The organism is Streptomyces sp. NPDC000134, from assembly GCF_042899225.1.
In the GTDB taxonomy this organism is placed as follows: Bacteria; Actinomycetota; Actinomycetes; order Streptomycetales; family Streptomycetaceae; genus Streptomyces.
Genome location: NZ_JBIAZN010000004.1, coordinates 25,057 through 41,405 on the forward strand (window position 1 = coordinate 25,057; position 16,349 = coordinate 41,405).

Annotated in this window: 19 protein-coding genes; 10 read left to right on the forward strand and 9 right to left on the reverse strand. The window is 73.1% G+C overall.

Features of this window, described 5'->3' with window-relative positions; all coding sequences use genetic code 11:
- Window positions 1-18: 18 nt before the first annotated feature.
- Entirely contained in the window at window positions 19-303 is a 285-nt protein-coding gene (locus ACFY32_RS07050) for a GlsB/YeaQ/YmgE family stress response membrane protein (protein WP_359200514.1), read from the reverse strand.
- A gap of 258 nt (window positions 304-561) precedes the next feature.
- Here ACFY32_RS07050 and ACFY32_RS07055 point away from each other — a divergent pair, with 258 nt between their 5' ends.
- Window positions 562-960: a DUF3099 domain-containing protein gene (locus ACFY32_RS07055; RefSeq protein WP_359200516.1), complete on the forward strand. Its 399-nt coding sequence runs from the start codon at window positions 562-564 to the stop codon at window positions 958-960.
- Window positions 961-1,205: 245 nt separating this feature from the next.
- Entirely contained in the window at window positions 1,206-1,475 is a 270-nt protein-coding gene (locus ACFY32_RS07060) for a hypothetical protein (RefSeq protein ID WP_359200518.1), read from the forward strand.
- Here the strand turns inward: ACFY32_RS07060 and moaA are convergent.
- The 3 genes from moaA to ACFY32_RS07075 form a co-directional block, all read right to left on the reverse strand.
- Complete coding sequence (moaA, locus tag ACFY32_RS07065) at window positions 1,472-2,461, reverse strand: GTP 3',8-cyclase MoaA (protein WP_359200520.1); 990 nt, start codon at window positions 2,459-2,461, stop codon at window positions 1,472-1,474. The two genes, ACFY32_RS07060 and moaA, sit on opposite strands and share 4 nt — an antisense overlap.
- A 156-nt stretch (window positions 2,462-2,617) precedes the next feature.
- Complete coding sequence (locus tag ACFY32_RS07070; RefSeq protein ID WP_359200522.1) at window positions 2,618-4,243, reverse strand: cation acetate symporter; 1,626 nt, start codon at window positions 4,241-4,243, stop codon at window positions 2,618-2,620.
- Complete coding sequence (locus ACFY32_RS07075; RefSeq protein ID WP_359200524.1) at window positions 4,240-4,596, reverse strand: DUF485 domain-containing protein; 357 nt, start codon at window positions 4,594-4,596, stop codon at window positions 4,240-4,242. The genes ACFY32_RS07070 and ACFY32_RS07075 overlap by 4 nt, the downstream gene beginning before the upstream one ends.
- A gap of 256 nt (window positions 4,597-4,852) precedes the next feature.
- On the opposite strand from ACFY32_RS07075, the gene ACFY32_RS07080 reads away from it, so the two are divergent.
- From ACFY32_RS07080 to ACFY32_RS07110, 7 genes are all read left to right on the forward strand, one after another.
- Window positions 4,853-6,379, forward strand: a complete 1,527-nt coding sequence (locus ACFY32_RS07080; RefSeq protein ID WP_390673621.1) for a S8 family serine peptidase — start codon at window positions 4,853-4,855, stop codon at window positions 6,377-6,379.
- A gap of 64 nt (window positions 6,380-6,443) precedes the next feature.
- On the forward strand, window positions 6,444-7,958 hold the full coding sequence (locus tag ACFY32_RS07085) for a S8 family serine peptidase (RefSeq protein ID WP_359200528.1): 1,515 nt from the start codon (window positions 6,444-6,446) through the stop codon (window positions 7,956-7,958).
- A gap of 420 nt (window positions 7,959-8,378) precedes the next feature.
- Window positions 8,379-9,365 (forward strand): DEDDh family exonuclease, encoded by a 987-nt coding sequence (locus ACFY32_RS07090; protein WP_390673622.1) that lies wholly within the window; start codon window positions 8,379-8,381, stop codon window positions 9,363-9,365.
- A gap of 133 nt (window positions 9,366-9,498) precedes the next feature.
- Window positions 9,499-9,732, forward strand: a complete 234-nt coding sequence (locus tag ACFY32_RS07095; RefSeq protein WP_359200532.1) for a hypothetical protein — start codon at window positions 9,499-9,501, stop codon at window positions 9,730-9,732.
- A 47-nt stretch (window positions 9,733-9,779) separates the two neighbouring features.
- A complete protein-coding gene (locus ACFY32_RS07100; protein WP_359200534.1) occupies window positions 9,780-10,574 on the forward strand; it encodes an SURF1 family protein in 795 nt (264 codons plus the stop codon).
- A gap of 48 nt (window positions 10,575-10,622) precedes the next feature.
- Window positions 10,623-12,404 (forward strand): glycoside hydrolase family 15 protein, encoded by a 1,782-nt coding sequence (locus ACFY32_RS07105; RefSeq protein WP_359200536.1) that lies wholly within the window; start codon window positions 10,623-10,625, stop codon window positions 12,402-12,404.
- A gap of 5 nt (window positions 12,405-12,409) precedes the next feature.
- Window positions 12,410-13,165, forward strand: coding sequence for an SDR family oxidoreductase (locus ACFY32_RS07110; protein ID WP_359200538.1), 756 nt, complete (start codon window positions 12,410-12,412; stop codon window positions 13,163-13,165).
- 10 nt (window positions 13,166-13,175) lie between these two features.
- On the opposite strand, the gene amaP is transcribed toward ACFY32_RS07110, so the two are convergent.
- From amaP to ACFY32_RS07135, 5 genes are read right to left on the reverse strand one after another with little or no spacing between them, the layout of a single operon-like run.
- Window positions 13,176-13,754: an alkaline shock response membrane anchor protein AmaP gene (gene amaP, locus ACFY32_RS07115; RefSeq protein ID WP_359200540.1), complete on the reverse strand. Its 579-nt coding sequence runs from the start codon at window positions 13,752-13,754 to the stop codon at window positions 13,176-13,178.
- Window positions 13,755-13,759: 5 nt separating this feature from the next.
- On the reverse strand, window positions 13,760-14,404 hold the full coding sequence (locus ACFY32_RS07120) for a DUF6286 domain-containing protein (RefSeq protein ID WP_390673623.1): 645 nt from the start codon (window positions 14,402-14,404) through the stop codon (window positions 13,760-13,762).
- The gene (locus ACFY32_RS07125; RefSeq protein WP_359200544.1) at window positions 14,401-14,784 is read right to left on the reverse strand and encodes a hypothetical protein; all 384 of its coding nucleotides are present in this window, start codon (window positions 14,782-14,784) and stop codon (window positions 14,401-14,403) included. The genes ACFY32_RS07120 and ACFY32_RS07125 overlap by 4 nt, the downstream gene beginning before the upstream one ends.
- The gene (locus tag ACFY32_RS07130; RefSeq protein WP_190208011.1) at window positions 14,781-14,966 is read right to left on the reverse strand and encodes a hypothetical protein; all 186 of its coding nucleotides are present in this window, start codon (window positions 14,964-14,966) and stop codon (window positions 14,781-14,783) included. Before ACFY32_RS07130 ends, ACFY32_RS07125 begins: the two co-directional genes overlap by 4 nt.
- 39 nt (window positions 14,967-15,005) lie before the next feature.
- Complete coding sequence (locus tag ACFY32_RS07135; RefSeq protein WP_390673624.1) at window positions 15,006-15,491, reverse strand: Asp23/Gls24 family envelope stress response protein; 486 nt, start codon at window positions 15,489-15,491, stop codon at window positions 15,006-15,008.
- Between the two features lie 86 nt (window positions 15,492-15,577).
- Here ACFY32_RS07135 and ACFY32_RS07140 point away from each other — a divergent pair, with 86 nt between their 5' ends.
- The gene (locus ACFY32_RS07140; protein ID WP_390673625.1) at window positions 15,578-16,333 is read left to right on the forward strand and encodes a nucleopolyhedrovirus P10 family protein; all 756 of its coding nucleotides are present in this window, start codon (window positions 15,578-15,580) and stop codon (window positions 16,331-16,333) included.
- Window positions 16,334-16,349 lie beyond the last annotated feature (16 nt).

Here is a 16,349-nt window from a genome sequence, read left to right on the forward strand (position 1 = left end):
CCCCTCGGTGTGCGCCGGTCAGGCGCGCTGCTGCCGCTTCTTGTTGCCGCGCAGCGCCATGTACACCATGTCGCCGACGCCGACGATGATGATCGCGGCCACGAGCTGGAAGAGGTGCCGCCACCAGTCGATCCCGGAGGTGGCGGCGACGCCGACCGCGCGGGCGACCGCGTTGCCGACGATGGCACCGAGCATGCCGAAGATGGTGGTCAGCCACAGAGGGCTGTGCTGCTTGCCCGGAATGATCGCCTTGGCGATCAGACCGAGTACGAATCCGACGATGATCGCCCACAACCAGCCCATGGCTGCCTCCTCGTCCGGCTCTACGTGAGCATTACCGTCAGTGTCGGCTCGTACCGCGTACGGCGCACGGCGGATACGTCCGTCCGGGGGACCCCGCTACGCGGCCGGGCGCAGTCCGTCCGCGCGGACGGAGGGTGCCCCGGTCTCGTGGCGGGGCCGGGCCGGGCGTACCGTGGAGGCTGTCCGGGGCCGGCTTCGCGAGCGGGCGCGGACAGGTGCGGGCGGGAAGGGTCCGATGCGGGCGGATGGTGGAATGCGATGCGGAAGCGGAGCGGTGACGGCAACACCGAGGTGTTCCGGATCACCGGAGCCCGGACGGGCCTGGCGGAGGACGTGCGCGGACGGCAGCGCCGGTACATCATCTCGATGTCGGTGCGCACGCTGTCGGTGATCCTGGCGACCGTGCTGTGGAACGTGGAACGGCACGTCGCGATCGTGGCGCTGGTACTTGGCGTGATCCTGCCCTACGTCGCGGTGGTGATCGCCAACGCCGGGCGGGAGAACGCGCCGGGGCTGCCGACGACGTTCGTCACGGCGCCGCTGCCGCCGATGATCGCGCCGCCGCGGCCGGCGGCCGGCGGTGCGGAACCCGTCCCGGAAGATGTCGTGTCCGATCGCACGGCGGGCACGGGGAGTAAACCGGGCGATCATTTCTGAACAAGGTGGATCTGAAAGGGTCATGGGCGGATCGATCGAGCCGTTCGACATCCCGCGTCCAGCTCAAGAAATGCTCAGATCAATCATGTTGTTCCGGTGCCGGGCGACACGCCTGCCGTGACATACTTCGTTAGCGCTCCGCATCCCCCGTCGGAGCGACTGACCGACGCCGGGCAGCTCCCCCCGTGGCTGCTCGGCGTCGCCTTTTCCAGCCGCCGGGTGCGACCGACCTGCGAGACGAAGCCGTGAGTGACGCGACCTCCCCCATCTGCTCCGCCAAGGGCTGCCGTACCCCCGCCGTGTGGGTGCTGGCCTGGAACAACCCGAAGCTGCACACGCCCGAGCGGCGCAAGACCTGGCTGGCCTGCGAGGAGCACCGCGAGCACCTGTCGCAGTTCCTCGGGGTACGGGGCTTCCTGAAGGACGTCGTCACCCTCGCCGAGTGGGAGTCCCCCGAGCCCTCCGAGTCCCCCGAGACTCCCCAGTCCCCCGGGCGGGCCGGGGGCCCGTCCTAGCCGCCGATCGCGGACATCGGGCGGTCCGGCTGGACGAAGGACGGGTCGTCCAGGCCCGCGCCGGCCTTCTTGCCCCACATCGCCAGCTTCCAGATACGGGCGATCTCCTCGTCCGGGGCGCCGGAGCGCAGGGCGGCGCGCAGATCGGTCTCCTCGGTGGCGAACAGGCAGGTACGGACCTGGCCGTCGGCGGTCAGCCGGGTGCGGTCGCAGGCGGCGCAGAACGGGCGGGTGACGGAGGCGATGACGCCCACGCGGTGCGGGCCGCCGTCGACGATCCAGCGTTCCGCCGGGGCCGAGCCGCGCTCCCCGGCGCCCTCGGGGGCCAGCTCGAAGCGGGTGCGCAGCGAGGCGAGGATGTCGCCGGCGGTGACCATGCCCTCGCGCTTCCAGCCGTGCTGGGCGTCCAGCGGCATCTGCTCGATGAAGCGCAGTTCGTAACCGTGGTCGACGGCCCAGGCGAGCAGGTCGGGGGCCTCGTCGGCGTTGAGCCCCGGCATCAGGACGGTGTTGACCTTGACGGGGGTCAGGCCGGCCTCGCGGGCGGCGTGCAGACCCTCGATGACGTCCTGGTGGCGGTCGCGTCGGGTGAGGGTCTTGAAGACGTCCGGGCGCAGGGTGTCCAGGGAGACGTTGACCCGGTCCAGGCCCGCCGCCTTCAGCGCGCCGGCGGTGCGCCTGAGGCCGATGCCGTTGGTGGTCAGGGACATCCTGGGGCGCGGCTCCAGGGCGGCGACGCGCTCGACGATGCCGGGCAGGCCGGGCCGCAGCAGCGGCTCACCGCCGGTGAAGCGGACCTCCTCGATGCCCAGGGAGGTGACCGCGATGCCGATGAGGCGGACGATCTCGTCGTCCGTGAGCAGGTCGGGCTTGGCCAGCCACTGCAGGCCCTCCTCGGGCATGCAGTACGTGCAGCGCAGATTGCAGCGGTCGGTCAGCGAGACCCTCAGGTCGGTGGCCACTCGGCCGTAGGTGTCGATGAGCACGTGGGCCCCCTCCCTCGACGCGGATCGCGGGGCACTTCCGCCCCCCGACACCTGCGAGCCTACGTGACGGCGCCGACATCGACAGCGGCGGAAAGCCACGAGGTGCCCGCGGGCCCCGTCGTAGAGAGCTACGACGGGGCCCGCGCGGGGGGGGTGTCAGTGGGCGCCGGTGCCGGTCAGGGACCGGACCTCCAGCTCCGCGTACTTGCCGGCGTCGGGTTTCTCCTTGGACAGGACCGTGCCGAGCCAGCCCATCAGGAAGCCGAACGGGATGGAGATGATGCCGGGGTTCTTCAGCGGGAACCAGGCGAAGTCGACGTCCGGGAACATCGCCTTGGGGTCGCCGGAGACCACGGGCGAGAACAGCACCAGGCCGACGGCGACGACCAGGCCGCCGTAGATCGACCACAGGGCGCCCTGGGTGGTGAACCGCTTCCAGAACAGGCTGTAGAGGATGGTCGGCAGGTTCGCGGAGGCGGCGACCGCGAAGGCGAGCGCGACCAGGCCGGCCACGTTCAGGTCGCGGGCGAGGGCGCCGAGCGCGATGGAGACGATGCCGATGAAGACGGTCGCCCAGCGCGCGGCCCGCATCTCCTCCTTCTCGGTGGCCTGGCCCTTGCGGATGACGTTGGCGTAGATGTCGTGCGCGAAGGACGAGGACGAGGCCAGGGTGAGGCCGGCGACCACGGCGAGGATCGTGGCGAAGGCGACCGCCGAGATGGTGGCCAGCAGGATCGCGCCCCACGCCGAGTCGACGCCGCCGACGTGCAGGGCGAGCAGCGGGGCCGCCGTGTTGCCGGACGGGTTGGACTCGATGATCTCCTTCTGCGAGATCAGCGCCGCCGCGCCGAAGCCGAGGGCGATGGTCATCAGGTAGAAGGCGCCGATGATGCCGATCGCCCAGTTGACGGACTTACGGGCGGCCTTGGCGTTGGGCACCGTGTAGAAGCGGATCAGGATGTGCGGCAGGCCGGCGGTGCCGAGGACCAGGGCGATGCCCAGGGAGATGAAGTCCAGCTTGGTGGTGCCGGTGGCGCCGTACTGGAGGCCGGGCTCCAGGAAGGCGGCGCCCTTGCCACTGTTCTCGGCGGCGCTGCCCAGCAGGTCGGAGATGTTGAAGTCGAACTTCAGCAGCACCAGGAAGGTGATCAGCAGGGTGCCGCCGATCAGCAGCACGGCCTTGACCATCTGCACCCAGGTGGTGCCCTTCATGCCGCCGATGGTGACGTAGACGATCATCAGGACGCCCACCAGGGCGACGATCAGGACCTTGCCCGCGTCGGAGGTGATGCCGAGCAGCAGGGAGACCAGGACGCCGGCGCCCGCCATCTGGGCCAGCAGGTAGAAGATCGACACGACGATCGTGGAGGTGCCGGCGGCGGTGCGCACCGGCCGCTGGCGCATCCGGTAGGCGAGGACGTCGCCCATGGTGTAGCGCCCGGAGTTGCGCAGCGGCTCGGCGACCAGGAGCAGCGCGACCAGCCAGGCGACCAGGAAGCCGATGGAGTACAGGAAGCCGTCGTAGCCGAAGATGGCGATGGCGCCCGCGATGCCCAGGAAGGACGCGGCCGACATGTAGTCGCCGGAGACCGCCAGGCCGTTCTGGAAGGCGCTGAACTGCCGCCCGCCCGCGTAGAAGTCGGCGGCGTCCTTGGTCTGCCGCCCGGCCCAGACGGTGATGAACAGCGTCGCGACCACGAAGACCGCGAACAGCGTGATGATCAGCGGCCGGTGCTCACTGGCCTCGTTGGCCGCGAGGAAGGTCTGCTGTACGGGGCTCATGCGCCGCCCTCCATCCGGGACTTGATGGCCTCGGCCTTGGGGTCGAGCTGCGCGGCGGCGTGCCGCGAGTACCACCAGGCGATGAGGAACGTGGTGAGGAACTGGGCGAGTCCGAAGACGAGGGCGACGTTGATGTTGCCGAACAGCTTGGTGCCCATGAAGCCGCCCGCGTAGTTCGACAGCAGGACGTACAGCAGGTACCAGGCGACGAAGGCGATCGTCAGGGGGAAGGCGAAGGAGCGGAAGGAACGGCGCAGTTCACCGAATTCCGCGCTCTGCTGCACCTCGGTGAACTCCTCGACGCTCGGGAGTTCGCGTTGTTCTTGCGAGGGGGGCGGTGCGTCGGTGGCCACGGAGTCTCCTCGTACGACGGACATGACGGCTCGAAACCTCACGGGGGCTGGTCGTGCTGGTGCTCCCTGTCCAACGACACGGCGCCCCGCGGGGCCCGGTTCAACTCGTCCGGGCACTTTCCGAAGTCACCTGCGGGAAGTCATTGCTGGCCAGCGACTTCGGGGGATAGCTTCACCCTGCACCACCCGACATGTACCTGCCCGAGCACCACCTGTGTCGCGGGCCGGTCTCGTTTGAGGATGATGTGGAGACCCCATGGCTCATCTGCGCTCCAGACGCCGGCTCGGCCTGGCGATACCCGTCGGACTGTCGCTGACCGCGTCGCTCGGCTTCCTCCCGGCCGTCGCGTCGGCCGCCCCCGGCGCCCAGTTGGCCGCGCGGGCCACCGCGGACGCCCCGAAGCTCGCCTACGTCGTCAACACCGGCGCCGGCCACCGCACGATCGCCTCGGTGAAGCGGGCGATATCCGCCGCCGGCGGGAGCGTGGTCGCCGTCTACGACCGGATCGGCGTCATCGTGGCGCACTCGGCCGACCCGGACTTCGGCGCGGAGATACGCGCGGTCCGGGGCGTGCGGTCGGCGGGCGCGACCCGCACCGCGCCGCTGGCCGCCGCCGGAACGACGGCCGAGGGCGCGGCGGAGTACCTGACGAAGACCCAGGCGGCGCGGAGCGCCGCGGCGGCCGGGGACGGCGAGGAGCCCCTGGAGGCCGACCAGTGGGACCTGCGGGCCATCGGCGCCGACCGGGCCGCGCGGATCGACCCGGGCAGCCGGGACGTCACCGTCGCCGTGATCGACACCGGCGTCGACGACACCCACCCGGACCTCGCCCCCAACTTCTCCCCGTCGCAGTCCGCGAACTGCGTCGGCGGCAAGGCCGACACCTCCGAGGGCGCCTGGCGGCCGTACACCGCCGAGGACTACCACGGCACCCACGTGGCCGGTGAGATAGCCGCCGCCCGCAACGGCGTCGGCGTGGCCGGCGTCGCTCCGGGCGTGAAGGTGTCCGGCATCAAGGTGAGCGACCCGGACAACGGCCTGTTCTACCCCGAATCCGTGGTGTGCGCCTTCGTGTTCGCCGCCGACCACGGGGTGGAGATCACCAACAACAGCTACTACGTGGACCCCTGGCTCTACAACTGCATGGACGACCCCGACCAGCGGGCCATCGTCGACGCGGTCGACCGGGCCCAGCGCTACGCCCAGAAGAAGGGCGTCCTGCACGTCGCGGCGGCCGGCAACGACAACCACGACCTGGACGCCGACGCGATCGTCGACGACTCCAGCCCCGACGACTCCACGCCGGTGCCGCGGACCATCGACCCGCACGAGTGCTTCGACGTGCCGACCCAGTTGCCGGGTGTCGTCACGGTCAGCGCGACGGGCGTGAAGAAGGAGAAGTCGTACTACTCCTCGTACGGCAAGGGTGTCGTCGACGTCGCGGCGCCGGGCGGTGACCGGCGCTACCAGCTCCCGGACACCCCGTCGAAGGACGGCCGCATCCTCTCCACGATGCCCGGCAACCAGTACGCCTTCCTCCAGGGCACCTCCATGGCCTCCCCGCACGCCGCGGGCGTCGCCGCGCTGCTGAAGTCGGAGCACCCCGGGGCGTCCCCGGCCCGGTTGCGGGCGCTGCTGAAGGCGCAGGCCGACGACACCGCCTGCCCCGCCTCCTACGACCAGGACGGCGACGGCGCCCAGGACGCCGTCTGCGAGGGCGGCCGGCACGGCAACGGCTTCTACGGGGCCGGCATCGTCGACGCGCTCCGCGCGGTGAAGTGACCCTCGTCCCCCCGGATTTGGCACCCGCACGTCAGCAATCCGTCACTGACTGGAGATCTCGCACATGACTGCGTTCCCCTCGCGCCACCGCCGCGCCCTGGCGATCCCGGCCGGCATGGCCATGGCGACGGCCCTCGCCTTCCTGCCCAACGTGCAGGCCACCGCCGCCGAGACGCCCTCGGTCACGGCGGACGCCACCTCGCTCAGCTATGTCGTCAACGTCCAGGCGGGCAAGGCCCCCTCGGCGCACATCAAGCGCGCGATAGCCGAGGCCGGCGGCACGATCGTGACGTCGTACGACCGGATCGGCGTGATCGTCGTGCACTCGGCGAACCCGGACTTCGCCAAGGCCGTCCGCGGGGTGCGCGGGGTCCAGTCGGCCGGTGCCACCCGCACCGCCCCGCTGCCGTCGGCGGCCACCACCGACGTCGGCACGCCGAAGGTGCTCACCGCCCAGGAGGCCGCCGCGGCCGAGGCCGCCGAGGGCCAGGACCCGCTGGAGGGCCTCCAGTGGGACCTGCCCGCCATCAAGGCGGACAAGGCGCACGAGAAGACGCTGGGCAGCAGCAAGGTCACCGTCGCCGTCATCGACACCGGCGTCGACGACACCCACCCGGACATCGCGCCCAACTTCGACCGGGAGGCGTCCGTCAACTGCGTGTCGGGCAAGCCGGACACCACCGACGGCGCCTGGCGGCCGAGCGCGGAGGAGTCCCCGCACGGCACCCACGTGGCCGGTGAGATAGCCGCCGCCAAGAACGGCATCGGCATGACGGGCGTCGCGCCCGGCGTGAAGGTCTCCGGCATCAAGGTCTCCACGACCGCCGGGTTCTTCTACACCGAGGCCGTGGTCTGCGGCTTCATGTGGGCGGCCGAGCACGGCGTCGACGTGACCAACAACAGCTACTACACCGACCCCTGGTACTTCAACTGCAAGAACGACCCGGACCAGAAGGCCCTCGTCGAGGCCGTCCGCCGGGCCTCGTCGTACGCCGAGAAGAAGGGCGCGGTCAACGTCGCCGCGGCCGGCAACGAGGAGTACGACCTCGCCGCCGACGAGATCACCGACCCGGGCTCGCCCAACGACTCCACGCCCACCGAGCGGGTGATCGACCCCTCCGAGTGCTACGACATCCCGACCCAGTTGCCGGGCGTCGTCACCACCGCCGCGACCGGCGCCAAGGGCATCAAGTCCTCCTTCTCCAACTACGGCCTGGGCGTCATCGACATCGCCGCGCCCGGCGGCGACTCCACGGCCTACCAGACGCCCGCCCCGCCCGCCACCAGCGGCCTGATCCTGGGCACGCTGCCCGGCGGCAAGTGGGGTTACATGGCCGGTACGTCGATGGCCTCGCCGCACGTCGCGGGCGTCGCCGCGCTCATCAAGTCGACCCACCCGTACGCCCCGCCCGCCCTGGTGAAGGCGCTGCTGTACGCGGAGGCCGACGCCACGCCGTGCACCAAGCCGTACGACATCGACGGCGACGGCAAGGTGGACGCGGTCTGCGAGGGCTCCAAGAACCGCAACGGGTTCTACGGCTGGGGCACGGCGGACGCCCTGGACGCGGTCACCAAGTAGTCCCTCCGGGTGGTACGGCCGGCGCGCGGCGTCGGCCGTACCACCCGCCGTGTCCTGAACTTGCCCGCGTACGGCGCCCAGCTCCGGGGCCCCGGTGGCGGCCACCGGCAACCCGGTGCCGGGCGGTCCCGCCGGCATCGGCGGCGGGCCCGGCGCTGCTGGGCCGCTACGCGCGTGTGGCGGGCGCCTGAGGCTGGGCCGCGCGGCCGATCCGCCGGCCGCCTGCTCCCCCGCGCGTGCGGAGGTCGCCGTGCCCGGCCTGGTGCTCGCCGTGTCCGGGCCGCTGACGGCCCTTCCGGTGCCGGTCCGCCGGTGAGCCGCCGGCGGCCGGGCCGAACCGTCCCGGACGGCACGGGACTTGGGCACGCCGGAACCCCTGCGGGACGGGACTGTCGGTCCCGGCCCGTATCCTCGTGAACCATGCTCGAAGACCGTACGACCGAAGCGTCGTCCCCCACGCTGTGGCCGGCCGCGTATCCGCGGGGATACGCGGTCGTCGACGTGGAGACCACCGGCCTGGCCCGCGACGACCGCATCATCTCCGCGGCCGTCTACCGGCTGGACGCCCGCGGTGAGGTCGAGGACCACTGGTACACCCTGGTCAATCCGGAGCGGGACCCGGGCCCGGTGTGGATACACGGCCTGACGAGCGACGTGCTCGAAGGGGCGCCGCTCTTCCGGGACGTCGCCGAGGAGTTCGCGGCCCGGCTCGACGGCCGGGTCCTGGTCGCGCACAACGCGGTCTTCGACTGGCAGATGATCGCCCGGGAGTACGCCCGCGCGCAGCGCGAGGCCCCGGTGCGGCAGCGGCTGTGCACCATCGCGCTCGCCAAGGAGCTGGCGCTGCCGCTGCCCAACCACAAGCTGGAGTCGCTCGCCGCGCACTTCGGCGTGGTGCAGCGGCGGGCGCACCACGCGCTGGACGACGCGCGGGTGCTGGCGGAGGCGTTCCGGCCGAGCCTGCGCGCCGCCGCCGCGGGCAGTGTGCGGTTGCCGCTGCAGGAGTGCCGGCCGCTGACCGAGTGGGCGGACCGGCCCGCGGCCCGGATCGGTCGGCAGACGGGCTACGGCGGGTATCCGCAGACGAGTTGGCGGCCCTCCCGCAAAAGGCCCGCATGCCCGTATCCCAACCCGGGCCGGTACGAAGACGGCAAACCGCTCAAGCAGGGCATGAGGGTCGCCTTTTCGGGTGACACCTCCACCGAGCGGGAGCTGCTGGAGGACCGCGCGGCCGAGGCCGGGCTGCACGTGGCGACCAGCCTCTCCCGGCTGACCAGCCTGCTGGTCACCAACGACCCCGACTCGGGCACCTCGAAGGTGGTCAAGGCCCGGCAGTACGGCACGCCGATCGTGGACGAGGCGGCCTTCGGGCAACTGCTGCGGGACGTCGCCCCGGCCGACGGCTGATCCGGGCCGGGCGCGGGCTGTCGTACAGGTGTGTGACGTCGGACGGGTGATTGCCGGACGAGACGGGTGAAAGCGGGACGACTCGCCCGGTACCCGCTCGCCCGGACCGCGGCCACGGCCCACCCTGTGGCGCATGGCGACATGTGAAGTCTGCGGCAACAACTACGGCATGACCTTCGAGGTCCACGCGCAGGGCGCGGTCCACGTCTTCGACTGCTTCTCCTGCGCGATCCACCGCATGGCCCCGATCTGCGAGCACTGCCGGGTGCAGATCATCGGGCAGGGCGTAGAGGTCGACGGCCACTGGTACTGCGGCGCCCACTGCGCCCGCGCCGAGGGGAGGGCGGGCATCGTCGACCGGGTCTGAGCGCACCCCCGTGCGGACACCCCGTGGCCGAGTTGTACGGTCATGGGGTGTACCGCTTCCTGTTGTCCCGGCAGTGGGTGATCCTCACGCTGGTCGCCCTCCTCCTCATCCCCACGATGATCAGGCTGGGCTTCTGGCAGATGCACCGCTACGAGGAGCGCACCGCCCGCAACGACCTGGTCGCCCGCGCGCTGAACGCCGACCCGGTGCCCGTGGAGCGGCTCACCTCCCCCGGCAAGCGGATCACCAGCGACGAGCGGTACCGCGGTGTCACCGCCACGGGCCGCTTCGACACCGAGGACGAGGTCGTGGTCCGACGCCGCACCAACGCCGACGACGAGGTCGGCTACCACGTGCTGACCCCCTTCGTCCTGGACGACGGCAAGGTGCTGCTGGTCAACCGGGGCTGGGTCCCGGCGGACGGCCCCAGCCAAACCGAGTTCCCGAAGATCCCCGCCCCGCCGGCCGGCGAGGTCACCGTCACCGGGCGGATGATGCCCGACGAGACGACCGAGGCCAGCGGCATCAAAGACCTCAAGGGCTTGCCCGACCGGCAGATCATGCTGATCAACAGCGCCCGGGAGGCCGAGCGCCTGGACGCCTCGGTGCTCGGCGGTTACGTCGTGCTGACGGCGCCCGAGCCGAAGGACGGCGCCCCCGAGCCGATCGGCAGGCCCGGCAACGAGGACGCGGCGCTCAACTTCGCCTACGCCATCCAGTGGTGGCTGTTCTCCGCGGCCGTCCCGGTCGGCTGGTGGTTCCTGGTCCGCCGCGAGGTCCGCGACCGGGCCGAGGCGGCCGGCGCCGAGGACCCGGCGGAAGCGGAACCGGCGTCCGTGTAGGGCCCGCCGCCTTGATTGCCCCGTCACCCCGCTGGGCAGACGGACCCCGTGCATCCCCGTATCGAGGACTACGCGATCATCGGCGACGAGCAGACCGCGGCGCTCGTCTCCACCGACGGTTCCGTGGACTGGCTGTGCCTGCCCCGCTTCGACTCCGCCGCCTGCTTCGCCAGGCTGCTCGGCGACGAGGACAACGGCCACTGGCGGATCGCCCCGGCCGGCGCCGAGCGCTGCACCCGGCGGGCGTACCGGCCCGACACCCTGGTGCTGGACACCGAGTGGGAGACCGAGGACGGCGCGATCCGGGTCACCGACCTGATGCCGCAGCGCGACCGCGCCCCCGACCTGGTGCGGATCGTCGAGGGGCTCAGCGGCCGGGTGACCGTGCGCAGCACGCTGCGGCTGCGCTTCGACTACGGCTCCGTCGTCCCCTGGGTGCGCCGGACCGACGGCCACCGGGTCGCCGTGGCCGGCCCGGACTCGGCGTGGCTGCGCAGCGAACCCGAGGTCCGCACCTGGGGCGAGGACCTCGGCACGCACTCGGAGTTCACCGTGGCGGCGGGCGAGAAGGTGGCGTTCGTCCTCACCTGGCACCCCTCGCACGAGCCGCGTCCCGAGCAGATCGACCCGTACCGGGCGCTGGAGCACAGCGTCGCGGACTGGCGGTCCTGGGCCGCCCGCTGCCGCTACGACGGCCCGCACCGGGACGCCGTGGTCCGCTCCCTGATCACCCTCAAGGCGCTCACCTACGCGCCGACCGGCGGCATCGTGGCCGCCGCGACCACCTCGCTGCCCGAGGAGCCCGGCGGCGTACGCAACTGGGACTACCGCTACTGCTGGCTGCGCGACTCCACCCTCACCCTCGGCGCCCTGCTCGCCGCCGGGTACCTGGACGAGGCGGAGGCGTGGCGCGACTGGCTGCTGCGCGCGGTGGCCGGCAGCCCCTCCGCGCTCCAGATCATGTACGGCCTGGCCGGTGAGCGCCGGCTGCCCGAGTACGAGCTGCCCTGGCTCTCCGGCTTCGCCGGGTCCCGGCCGGTGCGCATCGGCAACGCCGCCGTGGACCAGCTCCAGCTCGACGTGTACGGCGAGGTCATGGACACCCTGTCGCTGGCCCGCGCCGCGGGGATGCCCGGCAAGCCGCAGATGTGGGAACTCCAGCGGGCCCTGATGGACTTCCTGCGGACCGTGTGGCGGGAGCCGGACGAGGGGCTGTGGGAGGTGCGCGGCGGACGCCGGCAGTTCGTCCACTCCAAGGTGATGACCTGGGTCGCCGCCGACCGCGCGGTGCGCACCCTGGAGGCCCACCCGGAGCTGGAGGGCGACCTCGACGCCTGGCGGGCGCTGCGCGAGGAGGTGCACCGCGAGGTCTGCGAGAAGGGCTACGACCCCGAACGCAACACGTTCACCCAGTACTACGGCTCCCGGGAGCTGGACGCCGCGCTGCTGTTCATCCCCCGCGTCGGCTTCCTGCCGCCGGACGACCCGCGTGTCCTCGGCACCATCGACGCCATCGAGAAGGAGCTGCTCCAGGGCGGTCTGCTGCACCGGTACAGCACCGACACGACCGCGGACGGGCTGCCGGGCGGCGAGGGCACCTTCCTGGTCTGCTCGTTCTGGCTCGCCGACGCCCTGCACATGGCGGGCCGCACCGCCGAGGCCCGGGAACTGTTCGAACGGCTGCTGGGGCTCACCAACGACGTGGGGCTGCTCGCCGAGGAGTACGACCCGGTGGCCGGCCGGCAGCTCGGCAACTTCCCCCAGGCGTTCAGCCACATCGGCCTGGTGCACACCGCCCTCGCCCTGTACGGGGACGAGAAGGCAGGATAGGGGCCATGGATCTTGGACTGAAGGACCGGGTGTACGTCGTCACCGGGGCCACCCGGGGCCTGGGCAACGCCACCGCGCGGGAACTGGTCGCCGACGGCGCCAAGGTGGTCGTCACCGGACGGGACGGGCAGCGCGCCGCCGAGGCGGCCGCCGCGCTGGGCCCGGACGCGGTCGGGGTGGCCGCCGACAACGCCGATCCGGAGGCCGCCGGCCGGCTGATCGCCACCGCCCGGGAGCGATTCGGCCGCTTCGACGGCGTCCTGGTCAGCGTCGGCGGCCCGCCGCCCGGCTTCGTCACCGACAACACCGACGAGCAGTGGCGGACCGCGTTCGAATCGGTGTTCCTCGGCGCGGTACGCCTGGCCCGGACGGCGGCGGCCGAACTGGGCGAGGGCGGAGTGATCGGCTTCGTGCTGTCCGGCTCGGCGCACGAGCCGATCCCGGGGCTGACCATCTCCAACGGGCTGCGGCCGGGGCTCGCCGGATTCGCCAAGTCCCTCGCGGACGAGCTGGGCCCGCGCGGCATCCGTGTCGTCGGCGTCCTGCCGGGCCGCATCGACACCGACCGGGTCCGGGAGCTGGACGCCCTGTCCGCCGACCCGGAGGCCACCCGCAGGGCGGCCGAGTCCGGCATCCCGCTGCGCCGCTACGGCCGCCCCGAGGAGTTCGGCCGCGCCGCCGCCTTCCTGCTCTCCCCGGCCGCGTCGTACGTGACGGGCGTGATGGTGCCGGTGGACGGCGGCGTGCGGCACGGCTTCTGAGCCGCGGGCGTCAACTGACCCGTTCGGCGCGGTGCCGGACGCCGCGCAGCCGGACCTCCGCCGGCAGCGCCGCCAGCCCGGCCGAGCGGCGGGCGTGCAGCAGGGCGTGCCCGGTGAGGTGCTCCAGCGCGGTGCCCGGGTCGACGTGCGGTTCCAGCAGCAGCCGCAGCCGGGCCCGGGGTGCGGTGCGGCGGCCGGTGAGGCGGACGCGGGCACCGTCGACGCCGTCGGCCCGGCCCGCCTCCTCGGCGAGGACCTGTTCCAGGGCCCGCCCGCGCAGCACCGCGCCCTCGCCGTCGCCGGTGTCGACCAGCAGCTCGGCGAGCCGGCGCCGGCGCACCACCGCGACCAGCCACCACAGGGCGAGCAGCAGCAGCACGGCGAGGGCGGCGATCACCACCGGCCACCACCAGCCCGCGTCCCGCCACCGGGTCCGCTGGCCGTCGCTGAGCAGTACGTCGTGCCGCCCGTCGTGGACCCACCAGGAGGGCGGGGAGGCGCCGAGGCCCACGGCGAGCACCGAGCCGCCGAGGACCAGCAGGACGAGTCCCACGATCGCGAGCAGCACCCGGTTGACGGTCCTGAGCATCGCCCTCACCCCTTCCGTCCGGGCCGCCGCACCCGCACCGACAGCTTCGGCGGCCGGGCCAGCCCCAGCCCGCGCACGGTGTCGGTGAGTACGGCGTCCAGGTCCGTGCGTACGTCGTCCAGTTCGCGGAAGTGGGACACCGCGCGGACCTTGGCCTTCGAGCGGCGGGTGCGCACCCGCGCGGACTGCACCCCGGCGACCTCCATGGCGCGGTCCCGCAGCACCGTGGCGGCGGCGTCCCGGTCCAGCCCGGCGCGCACGTCGGGGTGGGTGCGGCGCATCGGCAGCACCGACCGCAGGCCGGGCGTGAGCGCCAGCAGCAGCAGCCAGAGGCCGAGGGCGGCGGCGACACCCGCGCCGACCAGCACCCAGATGTCGTCCAGGGGGCGTTCGGCGAGCTGCCGGGCCAAGCCGCGCCGCCAGGCCAGGGCGGAGCGACCGGCCCGGACGGCGGCCACGTCGTACAGGAAGGCGCCCGCGAGGACCAGCAGGAGCAGGGCGGTGACGGCGGCGGGGACGCGGCGTGCCGACCAGAAGCGGCCGGCCCGCGCGCCGGTCTCCGGGGCGGGCGGGGGGTCCTGCTGGGCGCCGGTCTGCCGCTCCATGACGGGGAGCCTGCTGGTGGCGCCCTGCTCGTCGGGTCCGCTCATCGGGTCCTCCCCTGGGGTGCCCGGTACTCCGGTGTGAGGTGCAGCCGTTCGACCTGCACGGTGACCTCGGGCACGCGCATGCCGGTCAGCGCGCCCACCCGCTGGACGACCCGGTGCCGCACCCGGCCGCAGCGGGCGCCGACGTCGCTGGGGAAGTCCAGTTCGAGGTGGACGTGGATGCGGGCCGCGTCGTGCCGCACGGCCACGGTGGCATGCGGGGGCGCGGCGTCCGGCGGAAGCTGCCCCACGGCTTCGCGCGCCGCCTGGGCGGCGACCTTGGCGACCACCCGGTCCGCGATCCGGGTCGCCCCGCGCTCGCCGGGCGGGACGACGGCCTCGGGCGCGGGCAGCTCACCGACGGCTGCGCTCACCCCGGTCACCGCCGCCGGTCGCCACGGCTGCGGAAGAAGTCGCCCGGTTCCAGGTCCCCCTCCAGGAACCGGCCGACCACGAAGCCGACGGCGCCCAGGGCCGCCACCAGCAGGAAGGCACCGAATCCGCCGAAATAACCGGCGAAGCCCAGCGCCATGCCGGCGATCAAGCCGACCACGGCCATGCTCATGGTGCGCTCTCCTTCAGTTCCGGGTCACCGGGTGCCGTCTCACTGAATCCGGGGTTCCGGCTGGTCCTCGTCCTCTTCGTCGGGCAGTTTGACGTCGCTGACCGCGATGTTGACCTCGACGACCTCCAGGCCGGTCATCCGCTCCACCGCCGCCACCACGTTCTCCCGTACGTCGCGGGCGACATCGGCGATCGCCACGCCGTACTCGACGACGATCTCCAGGTCGAGCGCGGTCTGCTTCTCGCCGACCTCGGCCTTCACGCCGCGCGTCACCGACTTGTTCCCGCCGCCGCCGCCGGGCACCCGGTCGCGGACCGCGCCGAAGGTGCGGGACATGCCGCTGCCCATGGCGTGCACGCCCACCACGTCACGGGCGGCCATTCCGGTGATCTTCTCCACGACGCCGTCGGCGATGGTGGTGCGTCCCCGGGTGCCGGGGTCCCCGCCGCCGCGCCGGGGCGAGTGTGCCTTGGCCCCTGTGAGGCCCTCTGTCGCCGTGCCCTGTCGCTCCGTGGTCTCGCTCATCGCCTGCGTCCCTTCCGGTCGAGGTTCCGTGACCACGTTAAGCGCGGATGCTCGGTCGCGCGCCAGGGATGCGGCAGGCTGGAGGAATGACGACGGCTGATCGGTGGACACGGACGGTGCGGGAGCAGCTCGGGCTCGGCAGATTCCTGCCCCTGGGCGGCCCACGGGACGGCGCCTGGATCGCCGAACGGGCGGCGCGCGGGGTCCTGCTGGAGGCGGCGCGGGGCGTGCCGGGGGTGCGTCCGAACGGGTTGCGGATCGGGCCGGCCGGCCCCGAGGGCGCGCAGGAGCCCGCCGTACCGCCGCCGCCGAGCGCGCTGCCGCCGGGGCCGCTGCGGGTGACGGCGGACCTCGCGGCCACGGCGGCGGAGCCGCTCCCGACGACGACGGACCTGGTCCGTACGGCGCTGGCCACGGCGGCGTCGGCCCGTCTCGGCCTGGCGGTGACGGAGGTGGACCTGCGGGTGACGGCCCTCCTCGACCCGGACCCGGACCCGGCCCCTGACCCGGCCCCGGCGGAACCGGCGCGGGAGACCCCTGGGGCGGCTTCCGGGGCGGCGGGCGCGGGCGCCGACGAGGCCGGGGAGGGCGACGAGGCGCGGGTGGCGCGGGCCGCCCTCGCGGTCGAGGGCGTGACCCGGCTGACGGGCACGCTGGGCCGGCCCGCGCACCTGACCGCGTCCGAGGGGGACGCGGTCCTGCCCCGGCGGCACGTGCGGGTGGAGTGCGCGGTGGACGCGGGGTACCGCACCGTGGAGGTGGCCCGGAGGCTGCGCGCGGCGGTGTCCGAGGCGCTGCCGGACCACCCGTCGGTGGCGGTCCTGGTGACGGCGCTGGACTGACGCGCCGGGCCGGCCC

Excerpts from the sequence above, each read along its gene's own strand:
- ACFY32_RS07050 (WP_359200514.1), bottom strand. The coding sequence starts at position 303 with ATGGGCTGGTTGTGGGCGATCATCGTCGGATTCGTACTCGGTCTGATC.
- ACFY32_RS07055 (WP_359200516.1), top strand. The coding sequence starts at position 562 with ATGCGGAAGCGGAGCGGTGACGGCAACACCGAGGTGTTCCGGATCACC.
- ACFY32_RS07070 (WP_359200522.1), bottom strand. The coding sequence starts at position 4,243 with ATGAGCCCCGTACAGCAGACCTTCCTCGCGGCCAACGAGGCCAGTGAG.
- ACFY32_RS07080 (WP_390673621.1), top strand. The coding sequence starts at position 4,853 with ATGGCTCATCTGCGCTCCAGACGCCGGCTCGGCCTGGCGATACCCGTC.
- ACFY32_RS07085 (WP_359200528.1), top strand. The coding sequence starts at position 6,444 with ATGACTGCGTTCCCCTCGCGCCACCGCCGCGCCCTGGCGATCCCGGCC.
- ACFY32_RS07090 (WP_390673622.1), top strand. The coding sequence starts at position 8,379 with ATGCTCGAAGACCGTACGACCGAAGCGTCGTCCCCCACGCTGTGGCCG.
- ACFY32_RS07095 (WP_359200532.1), top strand. The coding sequence starts at position 9,499 with ATGGCGACATGTGAAGTCTGCGGCAACAACTACGGCATGACCTTCGAG.
- ACFY32_RS07110 (WP_359200538.1), top strand. The coding sequence starts at position 12,410 with ATGGATCTTGGACTGAAGGACCGGGTGTACGTCGTCACCGGGGCCACC.
- amaP (WP_359200540.1), bottom strand. The coding sequence starts at position 13,754 with ATGCTCAGGACCGTCAACCGGGTGCTGCTCGCGATCGTGGGACTCGTC.
- ACFY32_RS07120 (WP_390673623.1), bottom strand. The coding sequence starts at position 14,404 with ATGAGCGGACCCGACGAGCAGGGCGCCACCAGCAGGCTCCCCGTCATG.
- ACFY32_RS07130 (WP_190208011.1), bottom strand. The coding sequence starts at position 14,966 with ATGAGCATGGCCGTGGTCGGCTTGATCGCCGGCATGGCGCTGGGCTTC.
- ACFY32_RS07135 (WP_390673624.1), bottom strand. The coding sequence starts at position 15,491 with ATGAGCGAGACCACGGAGCGACAGGGCACGGCGACAGAGGGCCTCACA.
- ACFY32_RS07140 (WP_390673625.1), top strand. The coding sequence starts at position 15,578 with ATGACGACGGCTGATCGGTGGACACGGACGGTGCGGGAGCAGCTCGGG.